Source organism: Acetobacter malorum, from assembly GCF_001580615.1.
GTDB classification, from domain to species: Bacteria; Pseudomonadota; Alphaproteobacteria; order Acetobacterales; family Acetobacteraceae; genus Acetobacter; species Acetobacter malorum.
Genome location: NZ_LHZC01000037.1, coordinates 29685 through 49500, shown reverse-complemented (window position 1 = coordinate 49500; position 19816 = coordinate 29685). Strand labels below are relative to the sequence as shown.

Sequence of the window (19816 nt, the reverse complement as noted above, 5' to 3'; positions counted from 1 at the left end):
CTGCCCTCCTCAGGCAGCGCTGCAGGCACTCCTGAGACCACTCACATCTCCGTGACTTGAAAAACATCATTTTTTCAGAAGTATCTGATAAGAAATACCTCTTGTTGATAGTGAGACTTAATTCCTATATTCTATTGATATAGAAGAATTTTTTATTTGCCTTCTATAAAAGGTTGCGTTACATGCTGGCCCTAAGTTCTAAACCTGAACAGAAGGTCCGCATCATGGTTAAAGACGCAAAAGTTATCGAACATCTGAACACCCAGCTCACCAACGAGCTAACGGCCATCAACCAGTATTTCCTGCATGCCCGCACGCTGCGCCACTGGGGCGTGACCCTGCTGGGCAAGAAGGAATATGAAGAATCCATCGAAGAAATGCGCCATGCCGACTGGCTGATTGAACGCATCCTCTTCCTGGGTGGCCTGCCGAATGTCCAGCGCCTGAACACCATCCTGATTGGTCAGGACGTGAAGGAAATTCTGGAATGCGACCTGAAGCTGGAAGAAAAGGCAATTGGCGACCTGCGTGAAGGCATTGCCTATTGCGAAAGCGTGCGGGACTACGTCTCTCGTGACCTGCTGCTGAAAATCCTTACGAACGAAGAAGAACATGAAGACTTCCTCGATCGCCAGTTCGACCTGATCAAGCAGGTTGGCATTGAACGCTACATCCACCTGAACTCTGCTGCTGCCCCTGATCAGGACTAATCCTGTTCTCCCCTTCCCCCGGCTTTTCTGGCCGGGGGTAGTCGGCGCTCCTAGCGCGCCGCAAATGTCTGAGCATAAAGCTCCGGCTTAAACCCCACCACAACAGAGCCAGCCTCCAGAACAGGCCGTTTGATCATCGACGGCTGAGCCAGCATCAACGCCAGAGCTTTGGTGGCATCCAGATTGGTTTTCTGGTCTTCCGGCAATTTGCGGAAGGTTGTTCCCGCACGGTTGAGCAGCGTTTCCCACCCGACCACATCCATCCATTTTTTCAGACGTTCGGCATCAATCCCCTGACTTTTGTAGTCATGGAACTGATAAGCCACACCGTGCTCGTCCAGCCACGTCCGGGCCTTACGCATGGTGTCACAACTCTTGATCCCGTAAATCACGACCGGTGTTGTCATCTACTGTCCTCTCATCCTTTCGCTATGAACCCGCTACCTATGGCTGAATTGATTGACAGGCTCGTCAAAATTATACCACTTTGCAGCCATGCTTCGTTTGTCCATCCGCCCATTTGGCATCAGCTCTGCTCTTCTGCTTGGCGGATGCACGGTACAGGGCGCTCCCTCTTTTTCACTGGTCGGTGCGTATTTTCCAGATTGGATGCTGTGCGGCATGATCGGCATTGCCGTTTCTGTCGGCCTGCGCGTGGTTTTTGTTCTGACGGGCGTTGATGCTTTACTAAGCCTGCGCCTGTTTACCTACCTGTCCCTCGGGGTCATCACCGCCCTGCTAACGTGGCTCATCTGGTTTGGACCGTAGAGTATGAAGAAAGTCTCTCTTTCCACAACCAGCCCCATCGGACTTGCCATTGCTGCGGTCTGCATTCTGGGTGCCATTGGTCTGGGCGTGTACGTCTCGCGCCAGGACAGCGCCTATCCCTCATCCGATAGTGGCTCCATTGATGCCGAAGTGGTGCATATGGCCTCTACGGTCGGCGGTCGTCTGATTGCATTGCCTGTGCACGTGAATCAGGCCGTTAAAAAGGGAGACCTTCTTTACCGTCTGGACCCGGAACCGTACGAACTGGCGGTGCATCAGGCAGAAGCCAATCTGGCTCTGGCCGCCGCGGAAGTGGAAAACCAGAAGCGCCTGCTGGCTGTCAAAACTGCTAATGCGGCTGTCGCGCAGGATCAGGCAACCCGTGCGCAGACCAATCATGATCTGGCAGCCCGCACAGTGGAACGCCTCAAACCTCTTGCCGGCCACTCCTATATCCCCTGGCAGCAATATGATCAGGCCCGTGTGGCGTTGAATGATGCCGCCATTTCCCTTTCCCAAAGCCATCAGCAAGCCGACGCAGCACAGATTGCTATTGGCGATCTGAAAAGCTCTCTTGCAGCCCAACAAGCCGCGCAGGCCATGCTGGATCAGGCTCGTTACGCCCTGCGCCAGACAACCGTGGTTGCCCCGACCGATGGGTACGTCACCAGTTTGCGCGTCAAGGAAGGGGAAATTCTGGCTCCCTCTCAGGTTCTTTTCACACTGATTGCCAATGATGCCTGGTATGCCAGCGCCAATATTCGGGAAATCACTCTGCCCGCCATCGCGCCGGGAGACTGCGCAACAGTCTATTCCATGATTGACCGCCGCACGCCCTTGCGCGGCCATGTGGAGAGCATCGGCTGGGGTGTTGCCTCACTAGACTCCGCCGGTCTCGCCCGTGGGCTGCCACTGGTGCCGAGAGAGATGGACTGGGTGCATGTGGCGCAGCGCTTCCCCGTCCATATCCGGCTGGACCCGGCGGACCCGCGCCTGCTGCGGCTTGGGGCCACAGCCACAGTCGAGATCCGGCATGGCGAAGCCTGCCACTAACAAACCACCACTGACGGCGGCCCGCCTCTGGCAACTTGTCACGGAGCGCGCGCCCGGCCGGGGCGGCAACGCACTGCGCGTTGCGGCGGCCTGCACCACAACGGTGCTGGTGGGAGAAATCTGGCAAGTGCCGGACATTGCCGTGCCCGCCCTTGTCACCATGGCACTGTGGCAAAAAGACCGTGTGACCAATGTGCTGGCCGGGCTGGCTGTTAACATCCTGTTTGGCGTCATCATCCTCATGATGTTCGGGCTGATGCACCTGACGCTGGACCACCCGATGGGTCTTGTGATTGCCACAGCCGTTTTATCCTTCGGTTTCTTTTTCCTCGGGTCAGCCAGCAAGCTGAAACCCGTGGCCTACATGCTGGGGCTGGTGGTGGTGTATGCCATGATCGCCATCGGGAACGTGCCCATCGGGGAACTGGCAACCCGCGCCTTGCTCTATGCCGACCTGTTCATTCTGGTGCCGGGCGCTGTGATGGTGTGCCTCGCGCCCTTCATCTGCCCGTCTCCCAAAACCATTCTGACCCGCACTCTTGCCAACCATCTGCGCCTGAGCGCTGCCCTGCTGCGCTCCCCGGAGGATGAGCAAACAAGAGATCAGGCCGAAGCCCTGCTACGGGACGGGACGAAAGGCATGATTATGTCCCTGAAAATGGCAGGACTGGAAAAGCTGTGGCGCAAGCAGGATCTTGCCAGCCTGCAACAGGCCATTTTACGCAGTGTCGGTGTTCTGGCCGTTGCCCACGCTGCGGCGTGTGAGGCAACAGACGCACCCGATATACACTCTGAGGCGCCAGAAGCCCTGATTGAAACCCTGCTTGAAATAGCAGATATTTTTCAGAGCGGTGGCTATCCAACCGATATCGCACAGCCACCTATGCCGCATACCCCCCCGGCGCTCACACAGCTTGCAGCTTTGTTGCCGGACTTTACAAAACCAGCAGAGGAAGGCGCCTCAGAAAAATCCAAAAGCAAATCTTCTTCCTCCGGTTTTTTCGCGCCGGATGCCTGGACCAACCCGGAGCATGTGCGCTTTGCCGTTAAAGGCACCGCAGCTGTGATGCTCAGCTATTTTATCTTCAAGATTCTAAACTGGGATGGCATCCACACCTGCATCATCACCTGTTTTATTGTCGCCCTCCCAACCATGGGGGAAATGATTTCCAAATTGACCCTGCGCATTAGCGGGGCGCTGGTTGGGGGCGCACTGGGCATCCTCTCCATCATTTTCGTCATGCCCCACCTGACCAATATCGCTGCCTTTCTGGTGCTGATTTTTGCAGGCTCTCTCCTTGCCGCATGGGTTAAATCGGGGGATGAACGGATTGCATATGCAGGCTTCCAGATTGGTCTAGCCTTCTTCCTGTCCGACCTGAAGGGTTATGGCCCGACTTCGGACATGACGACGGCCCGAGACCGTATTATCGGTATTCTCCTTGGAAATTTCATTACCTATGCTGTTTTTACCAGCTTCTGGCCATCCAGTGCTTATGACAAAATCCGGGATAAAGTTTCCACCGCTCTGAAGGCTTTACAGGCGCAGTTCAATGCCTCCTCTGTGCAGGCTGAACTGCAACAGGCTGCCGCCGTGCAAAGTGCGCTGGCACAGGCCGAACGTATGATTGAATTTGCCAGCGTTGAACCCATCCATCTGCGCGCCAACATGGATGAACTCGCCACCTATCAGGCCATCACCAGCCAGATTTCCTGCCTGACAGAAGACGGTCTGATCCCCGCGCGGCGCACCGCTGCGTCTGCCCAACTCGCCTCTCTGGACAAGGTGGTGTCATGACCCGCTTCTCCCTCCGCTCAGCCCGCCTGACCACAAGCCTGCTTTTTCTGTTGGGAGGCTGCGCAACGGAAGCTCTGAAAAGCGCACCAGACCGGCCAGACGCGCCATGGCAGCCCAATGTATCGGACAAAGGCGAGTTGCTGCCGGGCAAGAATAAGCGCGGGCTAGCTCTGCCTGCGGGTTACACCCTGCCTGCTAATGAAACCATTCTCCCGCGCCCGGCGGATGCGGGTGTCAGCAGAACGCACACTTATTCCCTGCCGGAACTGATTGACCTTGCACAGTCGGCCAACCCCACCACCCGGCAGGCATGGAACACCGCGCGCGATGCCGCTCTGGCTGTTGGCATTACCCGCACCGCCTATCTGCCGCATTTAAGCGCGACGGTTGTGGGCGGCTATACCCACCAGAGCAACAACGGCAGCAATCCCAGTCTGAGCAATGCCGGGTACATCGGCAGCGTTATAAATAACGGGATCAATCAGGCGGAATCTCTTGGAGACGGCGTCCGTAATCGCAATTCCGGCCATGGCGAAGTACAGACGCTCAGCATGCAATGGCTGCTGTTTGACTTTGGCAAGCGGGAGGCCGTGGTCAACGCTGCCAAACAGACGCAGCTCGCCACCAATATCCTGTTTACGGCGGCGCATCAGAAAGTCATCTATGCGGTGGCACTGGCTTTTTATACCCATGCCGCAGCCGCCGCTCGTGTGACACTGGTGCAGCAGGCTTTGGAGAATGCCAGAAAGGTGCAGGCTGCGGCTGAAATGCGCCTTAAACAAGGGCAAGGCACCATTGTGGATGTGACCCAAGCCCAGCAGATGACGGCACAGGCGGAACTCCGGCTTGTGCAGGCCCAGAATACCGCAGAAAATACCTATCTGGACCTGATGACCGCCATGGGGATTTCCCCCAATACGCGCCTGCAAACACAGGATATTTCAAACCGACCGCTGACAATGGCCGACATGCGTCTGACAGATGAAATGGTCCGGCAGGCTGTCGCGCAGCGTCCGGATGTTCTTGCGGCCTATGCCGCGGCAAAAGCCTCACAGAGCAATATTGCTGCTGCAAAAGCCGAGTTTCTTCCAAAAGTTTTCCTGTCCGGCAATGTCGCCTACACCACAGGGCATCTGGCGCTGTCTTCCGTGCCGGGCATTGGTGCTGATTCCAACCCCACGCTGAACCTGTCGACCAACAATTTCAGCAGCCTTATTCTGGGTGGCATTACCGTGCCTGTGTTTGATGGCGGCATGCGGGCTGCCATGCTCCGGCAGGCCAAAAATCAGGCGGATAGTGCGCAGACTCTCTTGCGCAAAACTGTTGATGAGTCCGTGAAGCAGATTGTCACGGCAGAAAACAGCCTGCATGGCAGCCTGAGCGCCTACACAGCGGCAGGCCGCCTGCAAACCGCAGCGCAAACCAGCTTTAACGCCGCCTTTGCCGCGTATCAAAGCGGGGTCGGGTCCATCACGCAGGCCACGCTGGCACAAACAGGTCTGCTCGATGCGCAGCTTGGCCATTCCGATACCTATTATGCCGCCCTGATTGCCGCCGCCAGTCTGGCCTTTGCAACCGGTGCGCTGGGGGATGCGCCCCAGAACTAAGGCCACCTTCCTCAACCCCGGCCACGGTCCGGCAGACAGCCAGAAACTTTGACCTCCGGGGACAGACCAGTAGAATGGCGAAAACTGACATCGCAAACAGGAGTGTTGTTTAGAACGCCTCCCACAGGAAACCAGTGCATTATGCGGCCCGCCTTTCTGACCAGCCTTTTGGGGCATACAGAGCAGCGTTTCAGGCGGCCTCGCCTTGCATCCAAGATTCTTCTGTCTCTTCTGGCCTGCCTGCTCCCGGCAACCGGACTGGCGCAAAGCCCGGTGGACGATCAGGCGGAGCGGGACCAGCAAAGTCTGGGAAATTCGGCCCCGTTCATGAACCAGTCTGCCATGGGCATCGGCATCAATGCGCTGCATCTGCCGCGCGCCAGCAAAACCGGTAACGATGATCTGGACACCAGTGACAACTTGCTAGGCACCATGGGCGGCCTGCGGACGTGGCTGTATAAATATGGCATCACGTTTGACATGGAAGATGTGGAAGAGCTGTGGGGCAACACCTCCGGCGGGGCTCCCAGCACCATGGATGCGCACAGCGGGAAAGGCTCTGGCCCGTCTTATGACGCCATCACAGCCCCGACCCTGACCGTTGATCTGGAAAAACTGATTGGCCTGAAAGGCGGGATCTTTACCATCAGCGGCCTCCAGACCCGAGGACGCTCCATCACGCAGGACCATCTGGCCAACTATAACCCCGTCAGCAGTTATGAAGCCGACCGTTCCACGCGCCTGTTTGAGCTGTGGTACCGGCAACTGTTTTTTAACGGGAAACTCGGTATCAAAATTGGGCAGCAGAATCTGGAATCTGAATTCATGCTGACCGAATATGGCGGTCTGTTTCTGAATTCCAATTTCGGCTGGCCCATGGCGCCTTCCGTCAATTTATATAGTGGTGGACCTTCATGGCCTTTGTCATCCCCGGCTCTGCGTGTCCGTTATCACCTGACCCATGCCTGGACGCTTCTGGCGGCCGTTGCGGATGATAACCCTCCGGGCAGCCGCTATAACGCCTTCAACATCCAGAATGGTGGCAATGCGGCAGACCCCACCAATCAGGTCACGCATGATGGCAGCGGTACCCGCTTTAACACCGGCACCGGCGCCTTGCTGATTGGAGAGCTGCATTACACGCTCAACCGACAGCCGGAAGATCTTTCAGACGCCACCAAAGACCCCGGCCTGCCCGGCATTTATAAGCTAGGTGGTTTTTACGACACCGCGAATTTTCCGGATTATCGTTACAATACGCACGACCAGCTTATGGGTAAAAATGGCGGCTCCCCCCGCTGGGACCGGGGCAACTGGATGGTCTATGGCGTTATTGACCAGATGGTCTGGCGCCCTTCCTATAAATCCGATCGCTCCCTTGGCCTGTTTGCCCGCGCAACTGGAAATGGCGGAGACCGCAACCTTGTCAGCTTTGCCGCGGATGCCGGGCTGAACCTTAAAGCGCCTTTTCTGAGCCGCCCGAATGATACATTTGGCGTTGGCTGGGGCATTGGCCGCTCCAGTTCTGGCTGGCGTCAGTATAACCGGAATGCAGGCAACCTTATTCCCGGTAACGAAAACCATCTGGAAGTGACCTATCAGGCTGAAGTGCAGCCCTGGCTGGTTATCCAGCCGGACTTTCAGGAAATCTGGAACCCGATGGGTGGTAAGGCAGACCCCCGTTATCCCTCTCCGCGACGCCGCATTGGCAATGAGACAGTTTTGGGGCTGCATACAAGCGTAACGTTCTGAGCGTCTCGTTGTGCCTGTTGAAGTGCAGGCCAGAATATGAGATGAGCATGTTATAACGTACAATATCAGAGGATCCGTGTCCCCGAACATCTGTTGGCCTGATACGCCGTTTCGTGGCGACACCCCGGGTTAACCACCCGCCTGCCCCCTGTGCAGCATTCTCCTGCACCACGGGCTTTCCTCTTTCAGCATTCTCTATCCCGCAGAATGACCACATCCCGGTGTGGTCTGCTTTTTTGCTTGCAGAACACGTCCATCTCTCCGGCATGATGGCGGACGGCTTTCTGCCTCTGCCATCTTCCGCCCTTCCACCTTCAGCCTTAACTGTCCATGAAAACACATCTGCCTCTTTCTCTTCCCGGAAAACAGACTTTCATGCGTGCGGCCTCTCGCACCCTGATGCCCTCCGCCATTGCACACTGGCTGGGTGTGCGGGCTATTGCCATAGCACCAGAGCAGGTGGCCGTGCGGGAAGGGCTCCGCGCCGGGGTGGCTGTTGGCACCGTCATGCTGGTAGCACTTTACCTGCATATGCCGCTTATGGCGTGGTCTGCCTTTGCTGCGTTCTGGACCTGCCTTGTGGACCCCGGCGGCCTGCTGCGCTCCCGGCTGGAAACTATGCTCAAATTTGCAGCCCTGGGCACGGTCATCAGCGGGTCCGTCTCTGCTGCCGCCGGGTTTGGGATGCTCCCCGCCTTTGTGGCGCTCGGCGTGAGTGTGCTGGGCTGTGCGCTCCTCCGCCTGCGCGGGGCAACAGCCACGCAGATTGGTGTTCTGGCGGCCATCGTAGCTGTGGTGGCGGTCTGTTATCCCTTTCCGCCAGAAGTGGCAGTGCGCCTGTCCGGCCTGTTTGCGCTGGGGGCCATCTGGGCCACTCTGATCTGCGTTCTGGCCTGGCCGGTGGACCCGTATATGCCCCTGCGGCTGGCCTGTTCCGCCGTGCTGCGGGAAGAAGAACGCATGATGCGCCGCCTGCTGGACTACATGAAGCCCGGCGCTCCGGATATGGAGCAGGAAAGTGCGTCCATCGGGGCGTTCCGGCGGGAAATCCGCAGCCGGATTGAACGGACACGCGGCCGCATTGAAATTTTGTCTGCCGACGCCATCAGCAGCCGAACCCGCGCCACGCTTCTCCCTGCCATTGAAGCCTGTGACCGGATTTTTATCGCGCTGATTGCGTTTGAGCATGCCGTTTTATCGGGCGAGACCTCCCACGCAGCCCGCCGCACGGTGCGCGTTGTCACCACAACATTGCACCGCATGGCGCGTGAGGCCCAGCGTCCGGAACCCCGGCCCGAACGCCTGCATCGCCAGCAGCGTCTTTTGGCCCGGATTGCTGAACAGGATGCAGATCTGTTTGGCAAAGGAGCGCATGTCTGCGCGCAGGCTGTGCAGGAGCTGATCACTGCCTGGCAGACACTTTCCCCCCCGCACGCTCAACCGACTGGGCAAACAGTGTCCGGCAGACCACGCCCTGCTGCCGTCCCGCGGGCGCAGGGCCTGCGGCATGCCGCGCGGCTCTGCGTTTCGGTGCTGGTGGCGTATGCCATTTCTCTTAAACTGGACCTGCCTTACGCCTACTGGGCGATGATGGCCGTGGTGGTTGTCACGCAGCCCAGCGTAACCACAACCCTCCCCCGCACCATTGAACGCGTGATTGGCAGTATTGCGGGCGGCCTGCTGGCAGCAGTGATGGGCGTGCTCTTGCCCGTCTGGAGCATCCTGCTGCTAATCTTCCCGCTGGCAGCAGCAACTATTGCGCTGCGGAGCGTTAATTACACGTTGTGCGTCATGTTCATGACCCAGCTTTTCGTGCTGGTGACGGATCTGGTCAGCCCCGGTCTGGGGTGGGATGTGGCACTGGCCCGCGCCATCAACAACATTATCGGCAGTCTGGTTGGGCTTGCAGGCTGCTTCCTGCTTTGGCCAGAACGTCGTGGTGCTCCTCTGGCCGCACAGGTGGCCGATGCGTTTCGGGCCAATATCCGTTACGCCGCCCTTGCCACCGGGCCGGAAATCCTGAGCTGGCACCAGATTGAAAGCGCACGCCGCAAGGCTGGCACGACCAGCACCGTTGCGGAAATTCAGTGCCAGACCGCACGGCTGGAAGGGCTCCGCCGCTCAGACCAGATCGGCAAAGCAAGAGAAATTCTCTTTTTGTTACGGAAGCTGGCTGGCGCCGCCAGTGTCTGGTGGATGGAAAAAACACCCGAGCCGACACAGGCAGTCCGGCAGCGGGCAGACTTGTATAGCCGTCTGGCGGAACGCTTTGACCCGACAGAGCAGACCTCTTCCGGCCCGGCACCCCTGACGGACGCCACACTGGATGATCTGCTCACATTGTTACGGAAACTGGATCTGGCCGAGCTGGACGACGAACACATTAAGGCTGTCAGTCAGGGGCATCCCCTCTGACTGACAGCCCTGTTTACGCGGCGTAAGAAACAGCCTGATTCTGGCGGAACGCCTGCGCGACCTGACGGGCCAGCATCGCCACATCAGGCTTAATGGCATTGTGCAGCGCACGAACACTCTCATGGGCGGCATAAAAGCGCTGCCCCTGCTCGCCGCTCAACTGAATGGCTGTTCCCAGAAACACGCCGTCTATTTCAATAATTTTTGAAGTACGTATCATGACTGACCTCGAAAACAAAACCCCTTGAGGGGTGTCTCCGCCGGCAGTTTCACTCCCGGCGGATTATAGGGTGTGCCTGTTTTGCACACCGCGACCTTTGATCTGCTGCCTACGCATGCAACATCGCGGGTCCCTGCACATTCGCAGCGTCATCAAACCGCTCCCTGATTTCATTACAGCCCCACGGTGGTGAGGTGAGCCCGACCCTATGAGCAAAAATTCTGCCCGTCAACAAAAACACGATCGCAATGGTTGTTAACTTTGTGTTTCGTTAAAATTAGACGATTTAGATTTGTGGATATTTATATGTTATTTTTCAATACATTACATGAAAAAATTCCAACCTAAACCCAAAATTTCTTTTGGGCAGGAAGCGTATTTTTTTACTCCACAGACTTCACATTTTTGCGAGACTCGGATTTCAACTGTGTTTTATCGTATTTAAACACCGCAGCTTTAAATCGTGGTTTTATAACGGAAACAGGCCGGGTCATGATCCACCACCATGCCCACCGCCTGCATCCATGCGTAAACAATTACAGGACCAACAAATTTGAAGCCCCGCTGTTTCAAAGCCTTAGAGAGAGCCTGCGACGCAGGCGACTGCGCCAGCACCTGTCCTGTTGTATTCACCACCGGCGCACCAGGCACCATTCCCCAGCAGAACGCAGCAAAATCCTCACCCTGCTCCTGCATGGCCAGATAGGCCCGCGCATTGCCAATTGTCGCCTGAATTTTGGCCCTTGCGCGAATAATGCCGGGGTCCAGCATCAGGCGCTCGACATCGGCCTCATCAAAACGCGCTACCTGCTCAGGGTCAAAAGCCGCAAAGGCTTTTCGAAAACCCTCACGCCGCCGCAAGACCGTCAGCCAGGATAAGCCTGCCTGAAACCCCTCCAGCATCAGCATCTCCCACAGCATGCGGCTATCATGCACGGGGACACCCCATTCTTCGTCATGATAGGTGCGCAAAAGCGGATTTGTCTCCGCCCAGCGGCAGCGTGTGAGAGGAGTGGCGGATGAGGACGGAGTCTGACTTTTCATACCGTCCTTGTATACGCTCCTGCTGGCAGCGTCATGCCTTCAAAGACTCTTGATAAACCCCGAAGGCGTGCCCTCCGCAGGATTGATAAAGACCACATCATCCGGTGCCCGGCGGGGTGTGTCGATGGCCAGAAAAACGACTGGATCACGCAGAATACGCGGCAGCGCATGCACGGCCCGCCGAGGGAACACCAGCAAATGCCCCGGTGCAAAGGGTGCCTCATCCGCCGGATCATCAATCCAGAATGTCCCCTCCCCGGAGAGGACATGAAGCACTTCATCACACTGGGTATGATAATGAGGGGGAACATCCCGATAAATCCGAAACACTCTGATGCTGGCTTCGGTTTTATCCGTCAGATAGGTATCCAGAAGCATGGCATCCGCGGTTTCCGGGAAAGCCGCGGCAATTTTCGTGAGGTCAAACCGTCCACCACTGCGGTTTAGGGTCATCACATGCTCTTCTTCAATCATAAGGTTACGTCTCCCGCTGCGAACATCAGGCCGGAAACCCTTCGAGCACAATTTTCCCTTTTGCATGGCCGCTCTCAATAAGAGCATGTGCCTCATGCACATTGGCAGCAGTGATCTTGCCGAGATTTTTGCCAAGCGTCGTGCGAAGACGCCCTTCATCCACAAGACGGGCAACGTCGTTCAGCAGTTTGCCCTGTTTGCCAATATCCGCTGTCCCAAACAGGGAGCGGGTAAACATGAGTTCCCAATGCAGGGAGAGGCTTTTCTTTTTGAAGGGCACAGCATCAAGGGTGGCCGGGTCATCAATCAGGCCAAAATGACCCTGAGGCGCAATCAGGCCCACACTGTCTGCCACATGCTGATCCGTCTGCGTCGTGGAGAAAACAAAACCGGGCCTACCAGTTGGCAGTGCTGCAACCTGCGCAGCCAGAGGCTTGCTGTGATCCACCACAAAATGTGCCCCAAGGGATGTCACCCACTCCTGCGTTTCAGGACGAGACGCTGTGGCAATAACCGTAATATCTGTCAGAACTCTCGCCAGTTGTATGGCCATGGAACTAACACCACCTCCGCCCCCAATAATCAGAAGAGACGGCTTCACACCGGGAACGGACCGCCGGATATCAAGGCGATCAAAAAGCATCTCCCACGCTGTAATGGCTGTCAGCGGCAGGGCCGCAGCTTCAGCCCAGTTCAAAGAACAGGGTTTACGGCCAACAATGCGCTCATCGACCAGATGGAACTCCGCATTAGTCCCCGGTCGATCGAGAGCGCCTGCATAAAAAACCTCATCCCCAATAGAGAAATCCGTAACATCAGGCCCGGTCGCAACAACAAACCCGGCAGCATCCCAGCCCAGAACCCGCCATTGACCACCCTCCGGCGTTGCGCTGCGACGGACTTTTGTATCGACCGGATTGACTGATACAGCCTTGATTTCCACCAGAAGGTCTCGTCCGGCGGGAACAGGTTTTGGCAGATCAATATCCTGCAGAGAGGCCGGATTTTCGATGGGAAGAGGTGTCTGATAGCCAACGGCGCGCATGAGTTCTGCTCCTCTGTTGAGTCAGGAACACCGTGAGCGCTATGCTCTTGTCACACAAGAACGCACTTTTAACGCCCATAGTATCGGAAATGATACCGTCATGACCCGTATCCGTCATAAATCACTTGCGTGCAGTCCCGGCTGCGCTGTTGAGGCGACACTCCAGTATATCGACGGAAAATGGAAAGGGGTGATCCTGTATCATCTCCTTCAGGGAACCCTGCGTTTCAACGAAATTCGCAAGCGTCTGCCCAATATCACCCAGAGAATGCTGACAACGCAGTTGCGCGAACTGGAGCATGACGGATTTGTTCTCCGAACGGTTTATCCAGAAGTGCCCCCCAAGGTGGAATACAGCCTGACCGAACGCGGGCGCACGCTGGAGCCGGTTATCATGGCGCTCAAAAAATGGGGGGATGAAAATACCGAGTTCGGACAGGCTCCACTGCCATGACCACAGAGGATGTCTGGCACCTTGCAGAGAAGAAACACCCAGACAATCGTTTCAGCAGGGTAAAAAACCCTGTAGGGTCCGCGCAGAGAGCGACAAAAAACAATTTGCGATAGGTTATGAACAGGTTTTTTTCCAGAACAACCACCAGAAAGCTGGTGTTCAGCGCAGCCTTTCTGCTTGTGTCCGGATGCGCTTCCCCTGTTTCCGTTGCCCCGCTCTCCCTCCGGCAGGCCTATCAGGAACACAGCCAAAGTGCACTCAGTGGCGGCAGGCTCAGCAATACCACGCATACGGTTCTCCAACGGCAAAACCTGCTGCGTGCATGGGAAAACCATCCTAAAGAGGCCATCGCCACCCTCCGCAGTCTGACGCAGGCCCGCTTTTATGCGCAGGGGCTGGCTGACCAGCTTTTTGCTTTGGCAGAACTCAGCTATCTGCACGCCCATCGGCATGCAGACCGGGCCGAATTCATGGCGGCCGCCTTGTATGCCTACGCGTATCTCAATCCCAATGGCCCAGAGGCCGAACGGCCGGAAGCGTATGACCTGCATGTCCGGCAGGCCTGTGACCTTTATATGCTGGCGCTGACAGAAGCCTTTGGCAGCCCGGTCAACCTCACACCCCAACGCTGGACGTTACCGTTCGGCACGCTGGATCTGAGCACAACGCCCAGCCAGATGGTGTGGCATGACCATATGTTGCAGGACATTCGTCCTCTGGCCCGGCTTTCTGTCCGGGGGCTGGAAAATGTTTACAGCCATACCGGACTTGGCGAACCCGTCGGCGCCCTCCCGCACATGAATCACCCGGAAAGCCGTTCTTTCCAGATTACGGAAAAGCTGAGGGTACCACTTAATCTTCTCCTGTCATTCGATCATCCACGCCAGCAGGTGTTGACCACCACCCTGCGCGGCAGACTGGACCTGACGGCCATTGATGAAGACCTGAGCGAACACACAACGCCCACTACACCGGCAGCCCCACAACCCGTCCCCCTGCAATATGATCAAACGACCGCCCGCGCGCTCAGCCTGAGTGATGCGATGGACTGGTCCTCGGAATATAAAGGGTTTCTGGACGGTCGTTTTTTTGACAATGGCCGCACACCGCAACTGGCAACCATAGAACCGCATCAGGTTGGGCGTATGCCTGTGGTGCTCATTCACGGCACGGCCTCCAGCCCGGCGCGCTGGGCCAATATGGTGAATGACCTGCTGGAAGACCGGGACATTCGCAAACATTACGAATTCTGGTTCTTCTCCTACGCCACGGGAAACCCAATCCCTTATTCAGCCTTGCAACTCCGCAATGCCATTACACAGGCGGTGGCGGACCTTGGTGGGACAAAAGCAGATCCGGCCTTGGGAAACATCACGCTCATCGGACACAGTCAGGGCGGATTACTGGCCAAGATGCTGGTTATTAACACTGGAGAGACGTTGTGGGACGGCCTGATCCCGCGCCCGCTGTCATCTCTGAAGCTGACGCCGGATGCCCGGAGCTTGCTGCAGGACGCTCTGTTCCCCACACCTCTGCCGGAAGCAAAGGAGGTTGTGTTTATCTCCACCCCGCAGCACGGCAGCTATATGGCCAATTTCTCTCTGGCACGCCTTGTCGGGCGGATGGTGAGCTTTCCGCTCACGGTGCGCGAGGTTACAAAACAGGTGCTGGTCAGTGATCCGAATGTCGCCCGGCTGAACATGAATCCCTGGCGGGTGGGAAGTGTCTACGGCATGTCTCCTCACAGCCTCTTCATCCAGTCTCTGGCCGCCATTCCGGTGGTGCCGGATGTGCGCACCCACTCCATTATTCCTGTTCTGGGCAATAAAAGTCTGAAAAACTCTGATGATGGCGTTGTGAAGTATGAAAGCGCGCATGTGCCGGATGTGGATTCTGAACTGGTTGTCCGTCACTCCGGCCACTCCACCCAGTCCAACCCGATTACCATTGCAGAAATCCGCCGTATCCTCCGCAACCATCTGGCCCGCACGCAGGGTGGCACTCTGGAAGGCGGGTTGATCAGCCAGAGTGACATTACCGCCATTGGCGGGCAATTTGTTCCCACACGCGGCAACGGCCCCGGCACAGCCGAAACGCCCGGCGACCTCCTGCCCTCTATCCCGACTGCTCCGGCGGCTTCGACACAGGCGCATCCCTAATGCAGCAGACGTCTAACAAACCCGCACAGAGCAGACGCTGGGCCCACTGGTTTGCGGGCTGCGCCACTTTCCTACTGGGGGCGTTTGGTACCCCGGCCCTCTATTATTCCACGCTGGAACCGGATGCGCTGCGGCTGGGGCTAACGTGCCTGTTTCCACTTGTTCTGGCCACAGCGTTCTTCCTCCGCACGCACCAGACTGCCCGGCTGGCGTTAGCTGGCGTGAGTGCCGCGTTTGCCGTCTGGTATGTAACGGACCCACCGAAAAACAACCGGGACTGGGCCGGAGAATATGCGGTGCCTGCCAGTGTTTCGATGGAAGGTCGAACGGTACATCTGCACCATGTCCGCGACTTCATCTACAAAACACCCACTGATTATACGCCCCGCTATTATGACGCGGATTATACGCTGGATGACCTCTCGTCCGTGGATCTGGTTACGTCCTACTGGACGGGGGAAAGCATTGCGCATGTCTTCCTCAGCTTCGGCTTCAAGGATGGACGGCATGTTGCGATGTCCATTGAAACCCGCCGCCAAAAGAAATTCCCTTATTCCGCCATTGCCGGATTTTTCCACCATTATGAACTGTTTTACGTCGTGGCCGATGAGCGGGATCTGATTGGTGTGCGGACAGACGTGCGTAAGGAGCGCGTGTATCTGTATCGGGTCTCTCTCTCTCCAGAAGCCAGAGAACGTCTGTTCAAAAGCTATCTGCAGGAAGTCGATCACCTCTCCCACACACCAGAGTGGTATAATACCCTCACCTCAAACTGCACCACGGGCATTCTGACCCGCGCACAGGCCAGCTTGCGTTACCGGCTGGACTGGCGGATTTTGCTCAGCGGCTATACGGCCTCCCTCGCCTACAAGCTTGGGCTGCTGGATACACAGGTCGATTTCCACACACTGCATGACCGCAGCCGGATTCACCGGCCAGAGGGTGCCTCGCCCGGCCCGGAGTATTCTCAGGAAATCCGGCAGCCCCTGCCTGAAGAAACAAATCCTTCTTCCAACCAATAAAGCCCGAACCTCTGATTCAGAAAAACGATACCGTTCCGAAACAGGCTATCTTTGAGCGCTGCATCATTCATGCAACAATGGAATCCACATAATTAAGAGTGCTGGCTTCACTTCTGCTCACGGAGCCAGACGTTAAAAGACTGAAGTTGGATGGTGTGCATGAAACAGCCTGAGTTACGGGACGAAGCCTCCACAGATGCCGCCTCTCCGGGCGGCCCTGCTGGCTGGATAGAGCATCGGCTGCCGGTTTTTTCCGCATTCCGGAAGGAATATGTGGTCTTCCCCATGCCCCGGAACCTGAACTGGCTGTGGAATTTTGGCGCCATTCTGGTGGTTGTGCTGCTGCTTATGCTGGCAACCGGCACCTTCCTGGCCATGAACTACACCCCCACCAGTGCCGAGGCGTTCTTTTCCGTAGAAGCTATTGATCGCCAGTTGTCAGGCGGCTGGCTGCTACGCGGTATGCATATGACCGGGGCCAACCTGTTTCTGGCTGCCCTCTATATCCATCTGTTCCGCGGGCTTTATTACGGTTCCTACAAAGCCCCCCGGGAAATTCTCTGGCTCAGTGGCCTTGTGCTGCTGGTCATGGTGATGGCGACCGCCTTTGCAGGCTATATCCTGCCGTGGGGCCAGATGTCCTACTGGGGCGCTGACGTCATTACTAAGGCCGTCGGAGCCGTGCCGGTTATTGGCGGTACGCTGGAACATGTGCTGACCGGCAGTGACCATCTGGGCGACATCTTCCTGCACCGCTTTTTTGTGCTGCATTTTCTGATGGCGTTTCTGGTCGTTGCCGTTGTGGGGCTGCATGTGGCCTGCGTGCATGTGACCAAATCCAACAATCCGGTGGGAGTGGAGCCAAAAACCCCGAAAGACACACTCCCCTTCCACCCCTATTACACCAGCAAGGATCTGATCGGCCTGATTGTCTTCGCCATGGTCTTTTCTGCACTGCTGTTCTTCTGGCCCGGCCTGCTGACAGAGCCGGACAATTATGCCCCGGCAGACCCGTTGCACACGCCCGCCAATATTGAGCCGGAGTGGTATTTCCTGCCGTTCTACGGACTGCTTCAGTCTGTGCCCTCCAAATTTGGCGGCCTTCTGGCGGCGGCAGGTTCCCTGCTTGTACTGTTTGGCCTGCCCTGGCTGGATCGGTCCCCCGTGCGCTCCGCCCGCTTCCGCCCGATTTGCCGCCCGGCTCTGCTTGGGCTGGTCATCTCTTTTGTGTTGCTGGCACTGGTGGGCAAGCATCACGCCACCGGGGCGTGGATGCTCGTTGGTCGTCTGTCTGCCCTCTACTATTTCGGATATTTTCTGGTGATCCTGCCGCTGGCCTCACGGTTTGAAAAACCAAGACCGCTCCCCACCTCCCTTGCCTCTGCCAAAGGAGACGCCTGATGGTCCGGCTTTCCCGCGCACGCACCGCAGCATTTAGCGCAGCGCTGCTGGCCAGTCTGCCTCTCGTAGCACACGCAGCCCCAACTGCTCCTACACCGTCCGTGCCCCCGCACCAGAAATGGAGCTTTGATGGCCCCTTAGGTCAGTTTGACCAGAAAAGCCTGCAACGCGGCTTTGTAGTCTTCAATGAGATTTGCTCATCCTGCCATGGCATGCGCAGCGTGACGTATAATGATCTCTCCGGGATCGGACTGTCTCCGCAGGCCATCAGAGATTTCGCACACGCCAAACAGGTTCCGGGACCACTGGACGCCGCAGGCCACCCCACCATGCGCCCCGGCCTGCCGGACGACCATTTGCGCTCCCCCTTCCCCAGTGAGGCCGCAGCTGCTGCCATGATGGGTGGCGTCGCCCCGCCGGACCAGTCCCGGCTGGCCGCCATCCAGCCCCATGGCGCAGACTGGCTTTACGCATTTCTGACAGGCTACCATATGCCACCGCCACCCGGTGCGCCGGTGGTCCCGGGCAAGTTCTATAATGACTGGGCAGACGGGCATCTGGTGGGCATGCCGCCCCCGCTGATGGACGACGCTGTGGAATTCCCGGACGGCACCCCTGCCACTGCCAAGCAGCAGGCACGGGATGTGACGACCTTTCTGGTCTGGGCCTCTGACCCACACCGGAATGACAGGCACCGCACAGGCCTGTATGTTTTTGCCTATCTGAGTGGCCTGCTGGTACTGGCCATTGCCTGGAAGAGAAAAATCTGGAAACGCGGCACCACCCAGAACGCACAGGACACAGACGACTGATGACACACCCCGCAGATAATACCCCACCCAACGGGCAGGATCAGGACGCACCCGCTGGCCGTCGTGATTTTCTTGGTATGGTCACCACGGCCGGAACGGTCACGGGACTGGCGGCCTGCGCCATTCCGTTTGTCGCCAGCCTGAAACCGCAGGACAGCGCCGCCGCCCACCAGCCGGTGGAAATTGACCTGTCCAAACTGGCACCGGGCCAGCAAATGACCGCCGTCTGGCAGGGCAAGCCCATTTTTATTCTGCGCCGCACGCCGGAAGACCTCGCCAAACTGCAAAGCCCGACGCTGGTGAATGAACTGCGGGACGCGCAGTCCGACGCTCTGCAACAGCCCACCTACGCCCGCAACTGGCACCGCTCCCTTGTGCCGGAATATGGCGTATATGTTGGCATCTGCACGCATCTGGGCTGTGTGCCGGCCTACACGGCCCCTGCGGCAGCGCCTGACCAGACAGGCCGTTACGCCTGCCCCTGCCATGGCTCACAGTTTGATCTGGCCGGGCGTGTGTTTAAAGGCGCGCCTGCACCTTATAATCTGCCTGTCCCTCCCCACGTCATGCCCACACCCACAACGCTGCGACTGGGGGAAAACCCCAAGGGAGAAAGCTTCGATTTTTCCACCATTGAGCAGATCTGAAAAACAGGGTGTGTTGCCTGATGCCGGCGTTTGGCGGATAAGTTCCCCTCACGCGGCTGGCCATAAAAGGAGCGAAGGTTATGACAAAGACAGAAACATTCATTGTTGAAGGCATGTCCTGCAACGGCTGCTCCAGCAAATTGAAAAAAGCGCTTGAAGCTCTGAATGGTGTGTCCGAAGCAGACGTAGTTCTGGAAGGCGGCACAGTAACCGTGCAGTATGACCCGGCTTTAGTCACACCTGCCCAGTTTTCTGAAGTCGTTGACGATCTGGGGTTTGATCTGGCCTCCTGAGTGCCTGCTGACACAACTGTGCGTTTTGCCCTCCTGCCGGGGTGCCCATCATGAAACAAGCTGGCCGTCGCGCGCGTCATTTTGCCAGTGTTTCACAATGCGCCCTGATTTTAAGCGGAATTCTGACTGGCCTCTGGGCTCC

General features: G+C 57.3%; 19 protein-coding genes. 14 read left to right on the top strand and 5 right to left on the bottom strand.

Annotated elements, in window-relative coordinates; genetic code table 11:
• Positions 1–224 precede the first annotated feature (224 nt).
• Positions 225–710 carry a bacterioferritin gene (gene bfr, locus AD930_RS03125; RefSeq protein ID WP_179193820.1) on the top strand — a complete coding sequence of 162 codons (486 nt, stop codon included), beginning with the start codon at positions 225–227 and terminating at the stop codon, positions 708–710.
• A 50-nt stretch (positions 711–760) separates the two neighbouring features.
• On the opposite strand, the gene AD930_RS03120 is transcribed toward bfr, so the two are convergent.
• Positions 761–1117, bottom strand: a complete 357-nt coding sequence (locus AD930_RS03120; protein WP_043551137.1) for an ArsC family reductase — start codon at positions 1115–1117, stop codon at positions 761–763.
• 88 nt (positions 1118–1205) lie between these two features.
• Between AD930_RS03120 and AD930_RS17630 the strand changes: the two genes are divergently transcribed.
• The 6 genes from AD930_RS17630 (at position 1206) to AD930_RS03090 (ending at position 10103) form a co-directional block, all read left to right on the top strand.
• A complete protein-coding gene (locus AD930_RS17630; protein WP_061505082.1) occupies positions 1206–1478 on the top strand; it encodes a YtcA family lipoprotein in 273 nt (90 codons plus the stop codon).
• A gap of 3 nt (positions 1479–1481) precedes the next feature.
• Positions 1482–2531, top strand: a complete 1050-nt coding sequence (mdtN, locus tag AD930_RS03110; RefSeq protein ID WP_061505081.1) for a multidrug transporter subunit MdtN — start codon at positions 1482–1484, stop codon at positions 2529–2531.
• Positions 2512–4329, top strand: a complete 1818-nt coding sequence (locus AD930_RS03105; protein WP_061505080.1) for an FUSC family protein — start codon at positions 2512–2514, stop codon at positions 4327–4329. The genes mdtN and AD930_RS03105 overlap by 20 nt, the downstream gene beginning before the upstream one ends.
• Positions 4326–5936, top strand: coding sequence for a TolC family protein (locus AD930_RS03100; protein WP_061505079.1), 1611 nt, complete (start codon positions 4326–4328; stop codon positions 5934–5936). The genes AD930_RS03105 and AD930_RS03100 overlap by 4 nt, the downstream gene beginning before the upstream one ends.
• 141 nt (positions 5937–6077) lie before the next feature.
• Complete coding sequence (locus tag AD930_RS03095; protein ID WP_082781671.1) at positions 6078–7688, top strand: carbohydrate porin; 1611 nt, start codon at positions 6078–6080, stop codon at positions 7686–7688.
• Positions 7689–8063: 375 nt separating this feature from the next.
• The gene (locus tag AD930_RS03090; RefSeq protein WP_244150478.1) at positions 8064–10103 is read left to right on the top strand and encodes an FUSC family protein; all 2040 of its coding nucleotides are present in this window, start codon (positions 8064–8066) and stop codon (positions 10101–10103) included.
• A 13-nt stretch (positions 10104–10116) separates the two neighbouring features.
• Here AD930_RS03090 and AD930_RS03085 read toward each other — a convergent pair whose 3' ends face one another.
• The 4 genes from AD930_RS03085 to AD930_RS03070 all read right to left on the bottom strand — a co-directional run bounded on the left by AD930_RS03085 (position 10117) and on the right by AD930_RS03070 (position 12886).
• Positions 10117–10323, bottom strand: coding sequence for a hypothetical protein (locus AD930_RS03085; RefSeq protein WP_061505077.1), 207 nt, complete (start codon positions 10321–10323; stop codon positions 10117–10119).
• 456 nt (positions 10324–10779) lie between these two features.
• Positions 10780–11367: a DNA-3-methyladenine glycosylase I gene (locus AD930_RS03080; protein WP_061505076.1), complete on the bottom strand. Its 588-nt coding sequence runs from the start codon at positions 11365–11367 to the stop codon at positions 10780–10782.
• A 39-nt stretch (positions 11368–11406) separates the two neighbouring features.
• A complete protein-coding gene (locus AD930_RS03075; RefSeq protein WP_061505075.1) occupies positions 11407–11841 on the bottom strand; it encodes a cupin domain-containing protein in 435 nt (144 codons plus the stop codon).
• A gap of 25 nt (positions 11842–11866) precedes the next feature.
• Positions 11867–12886 (bottom strand): zinc-binding alcohol dehydrogenase family protein, encoded by a 1020-nt coding sequence (locus AD930_RS03070; RefSeq protein ID WP_061505074.1) that lies wholly within the window; start codon positions 12884–12886, stop codon positions 11867–11869.
• 100 nt (positions 12887–12986) lie between these two features.
• Between AD930_RS03070 and AD930_RS03065 the strand changes: the two genes are divergently transcribed.
• The 7 genes from AD930_RS03065 to AD930_RS03035 all read left to right on the top strand — a co-directional run bounded on the left by AD930_RS03065 (position 12987) and on the right by AD930_RS03035 (position 19674).
• Complete coding sequence (locus AD930_RS03065; protein ID WP_208598557.1) at positions 12987–13340, top strand: winged helix-turn-helix transcriptional regulator; 354 nt, start codon at positions 12987–12989, stop codon at positions 13338–13340.
• Between the two features lie 116 nt (positions 13341–13456).
• Positions 13457–15499 (top strand): lipase family alpha/beta hydrolase, encoded by a 2043-nt coding sequence (locus AD930_RS03060; protein WP_156476825.1) that lies wholly within the window; start codon positions 13457–13459, stop codon positions 15497–15499.
• The gene (locus tag AD930_RS03055; protein WP_061505072.1) at positions 15499–16521 is read left to right on the top strand and encodes an Lnb N-terminal periplasmic domain-containing protein; all 1023 of its coding nucleotides are present in this window, start codon (positions 15499–15501) and stop codon (positions 16519–16521) included. The genes AD930_RS03060 and AD930_RS03055 overlap by 1 nt, the downstream gene beginning before the upstream one ends.
• A 159-nt stretch (positions 16522–16680) precedes the next feature.
• Positions 16681–17922 (top strand): cytochrome b, encoded by a 1242-nt coding sequence (locus tag AD930_RS03050; protein ID WP_061505090.1) that lies wholly within the window; start codon positions 16681–16683, stop codon positions 17920–17922.
• Positions 17922–18734: a cytochrome c1 gene (locus tag AD930_RS03045; RefSeq protein WP_061505071.1), complete on the top strand. Its 813-nt coding sequence runs from the start codon at positions 17922–17924 to the stop codon at positions 18732–18734. The genes AD930_RS03050 and AD930_RS03045 overlap by 1 nt, the downstream gene beginning before the upstream one ends.
• Positions 18734–19381 carry a ubiquinol-cytochrome c reductase iron-sulfur subunit gene (petA, locus tag AD930_RS03040; protein ID WP_061505070.1) on the top strand — a complete coding sequence of 216 codons (648 nt, stop codon included), beginning with the start codon at positions 18734–18736 and terminating at the stop codon, positions 19379–19381. The genes AD930_RS03045 and petA overlap by 1 nt, the downstream gene beginning before the upstream one ends.
• A gap of 80 nt (positions 19382–19461) precedes the next feature.
• Entirely contained in the window at positions 19462–19674 is a 213-nt protein-coding gene (locus AD930_RS03035; protein WP_043551154.1) for a heavy-metal-associated domain-containing protein, read from the top strand.
• Positions 19675–19816: the final 142 nt, after the last annotated feature.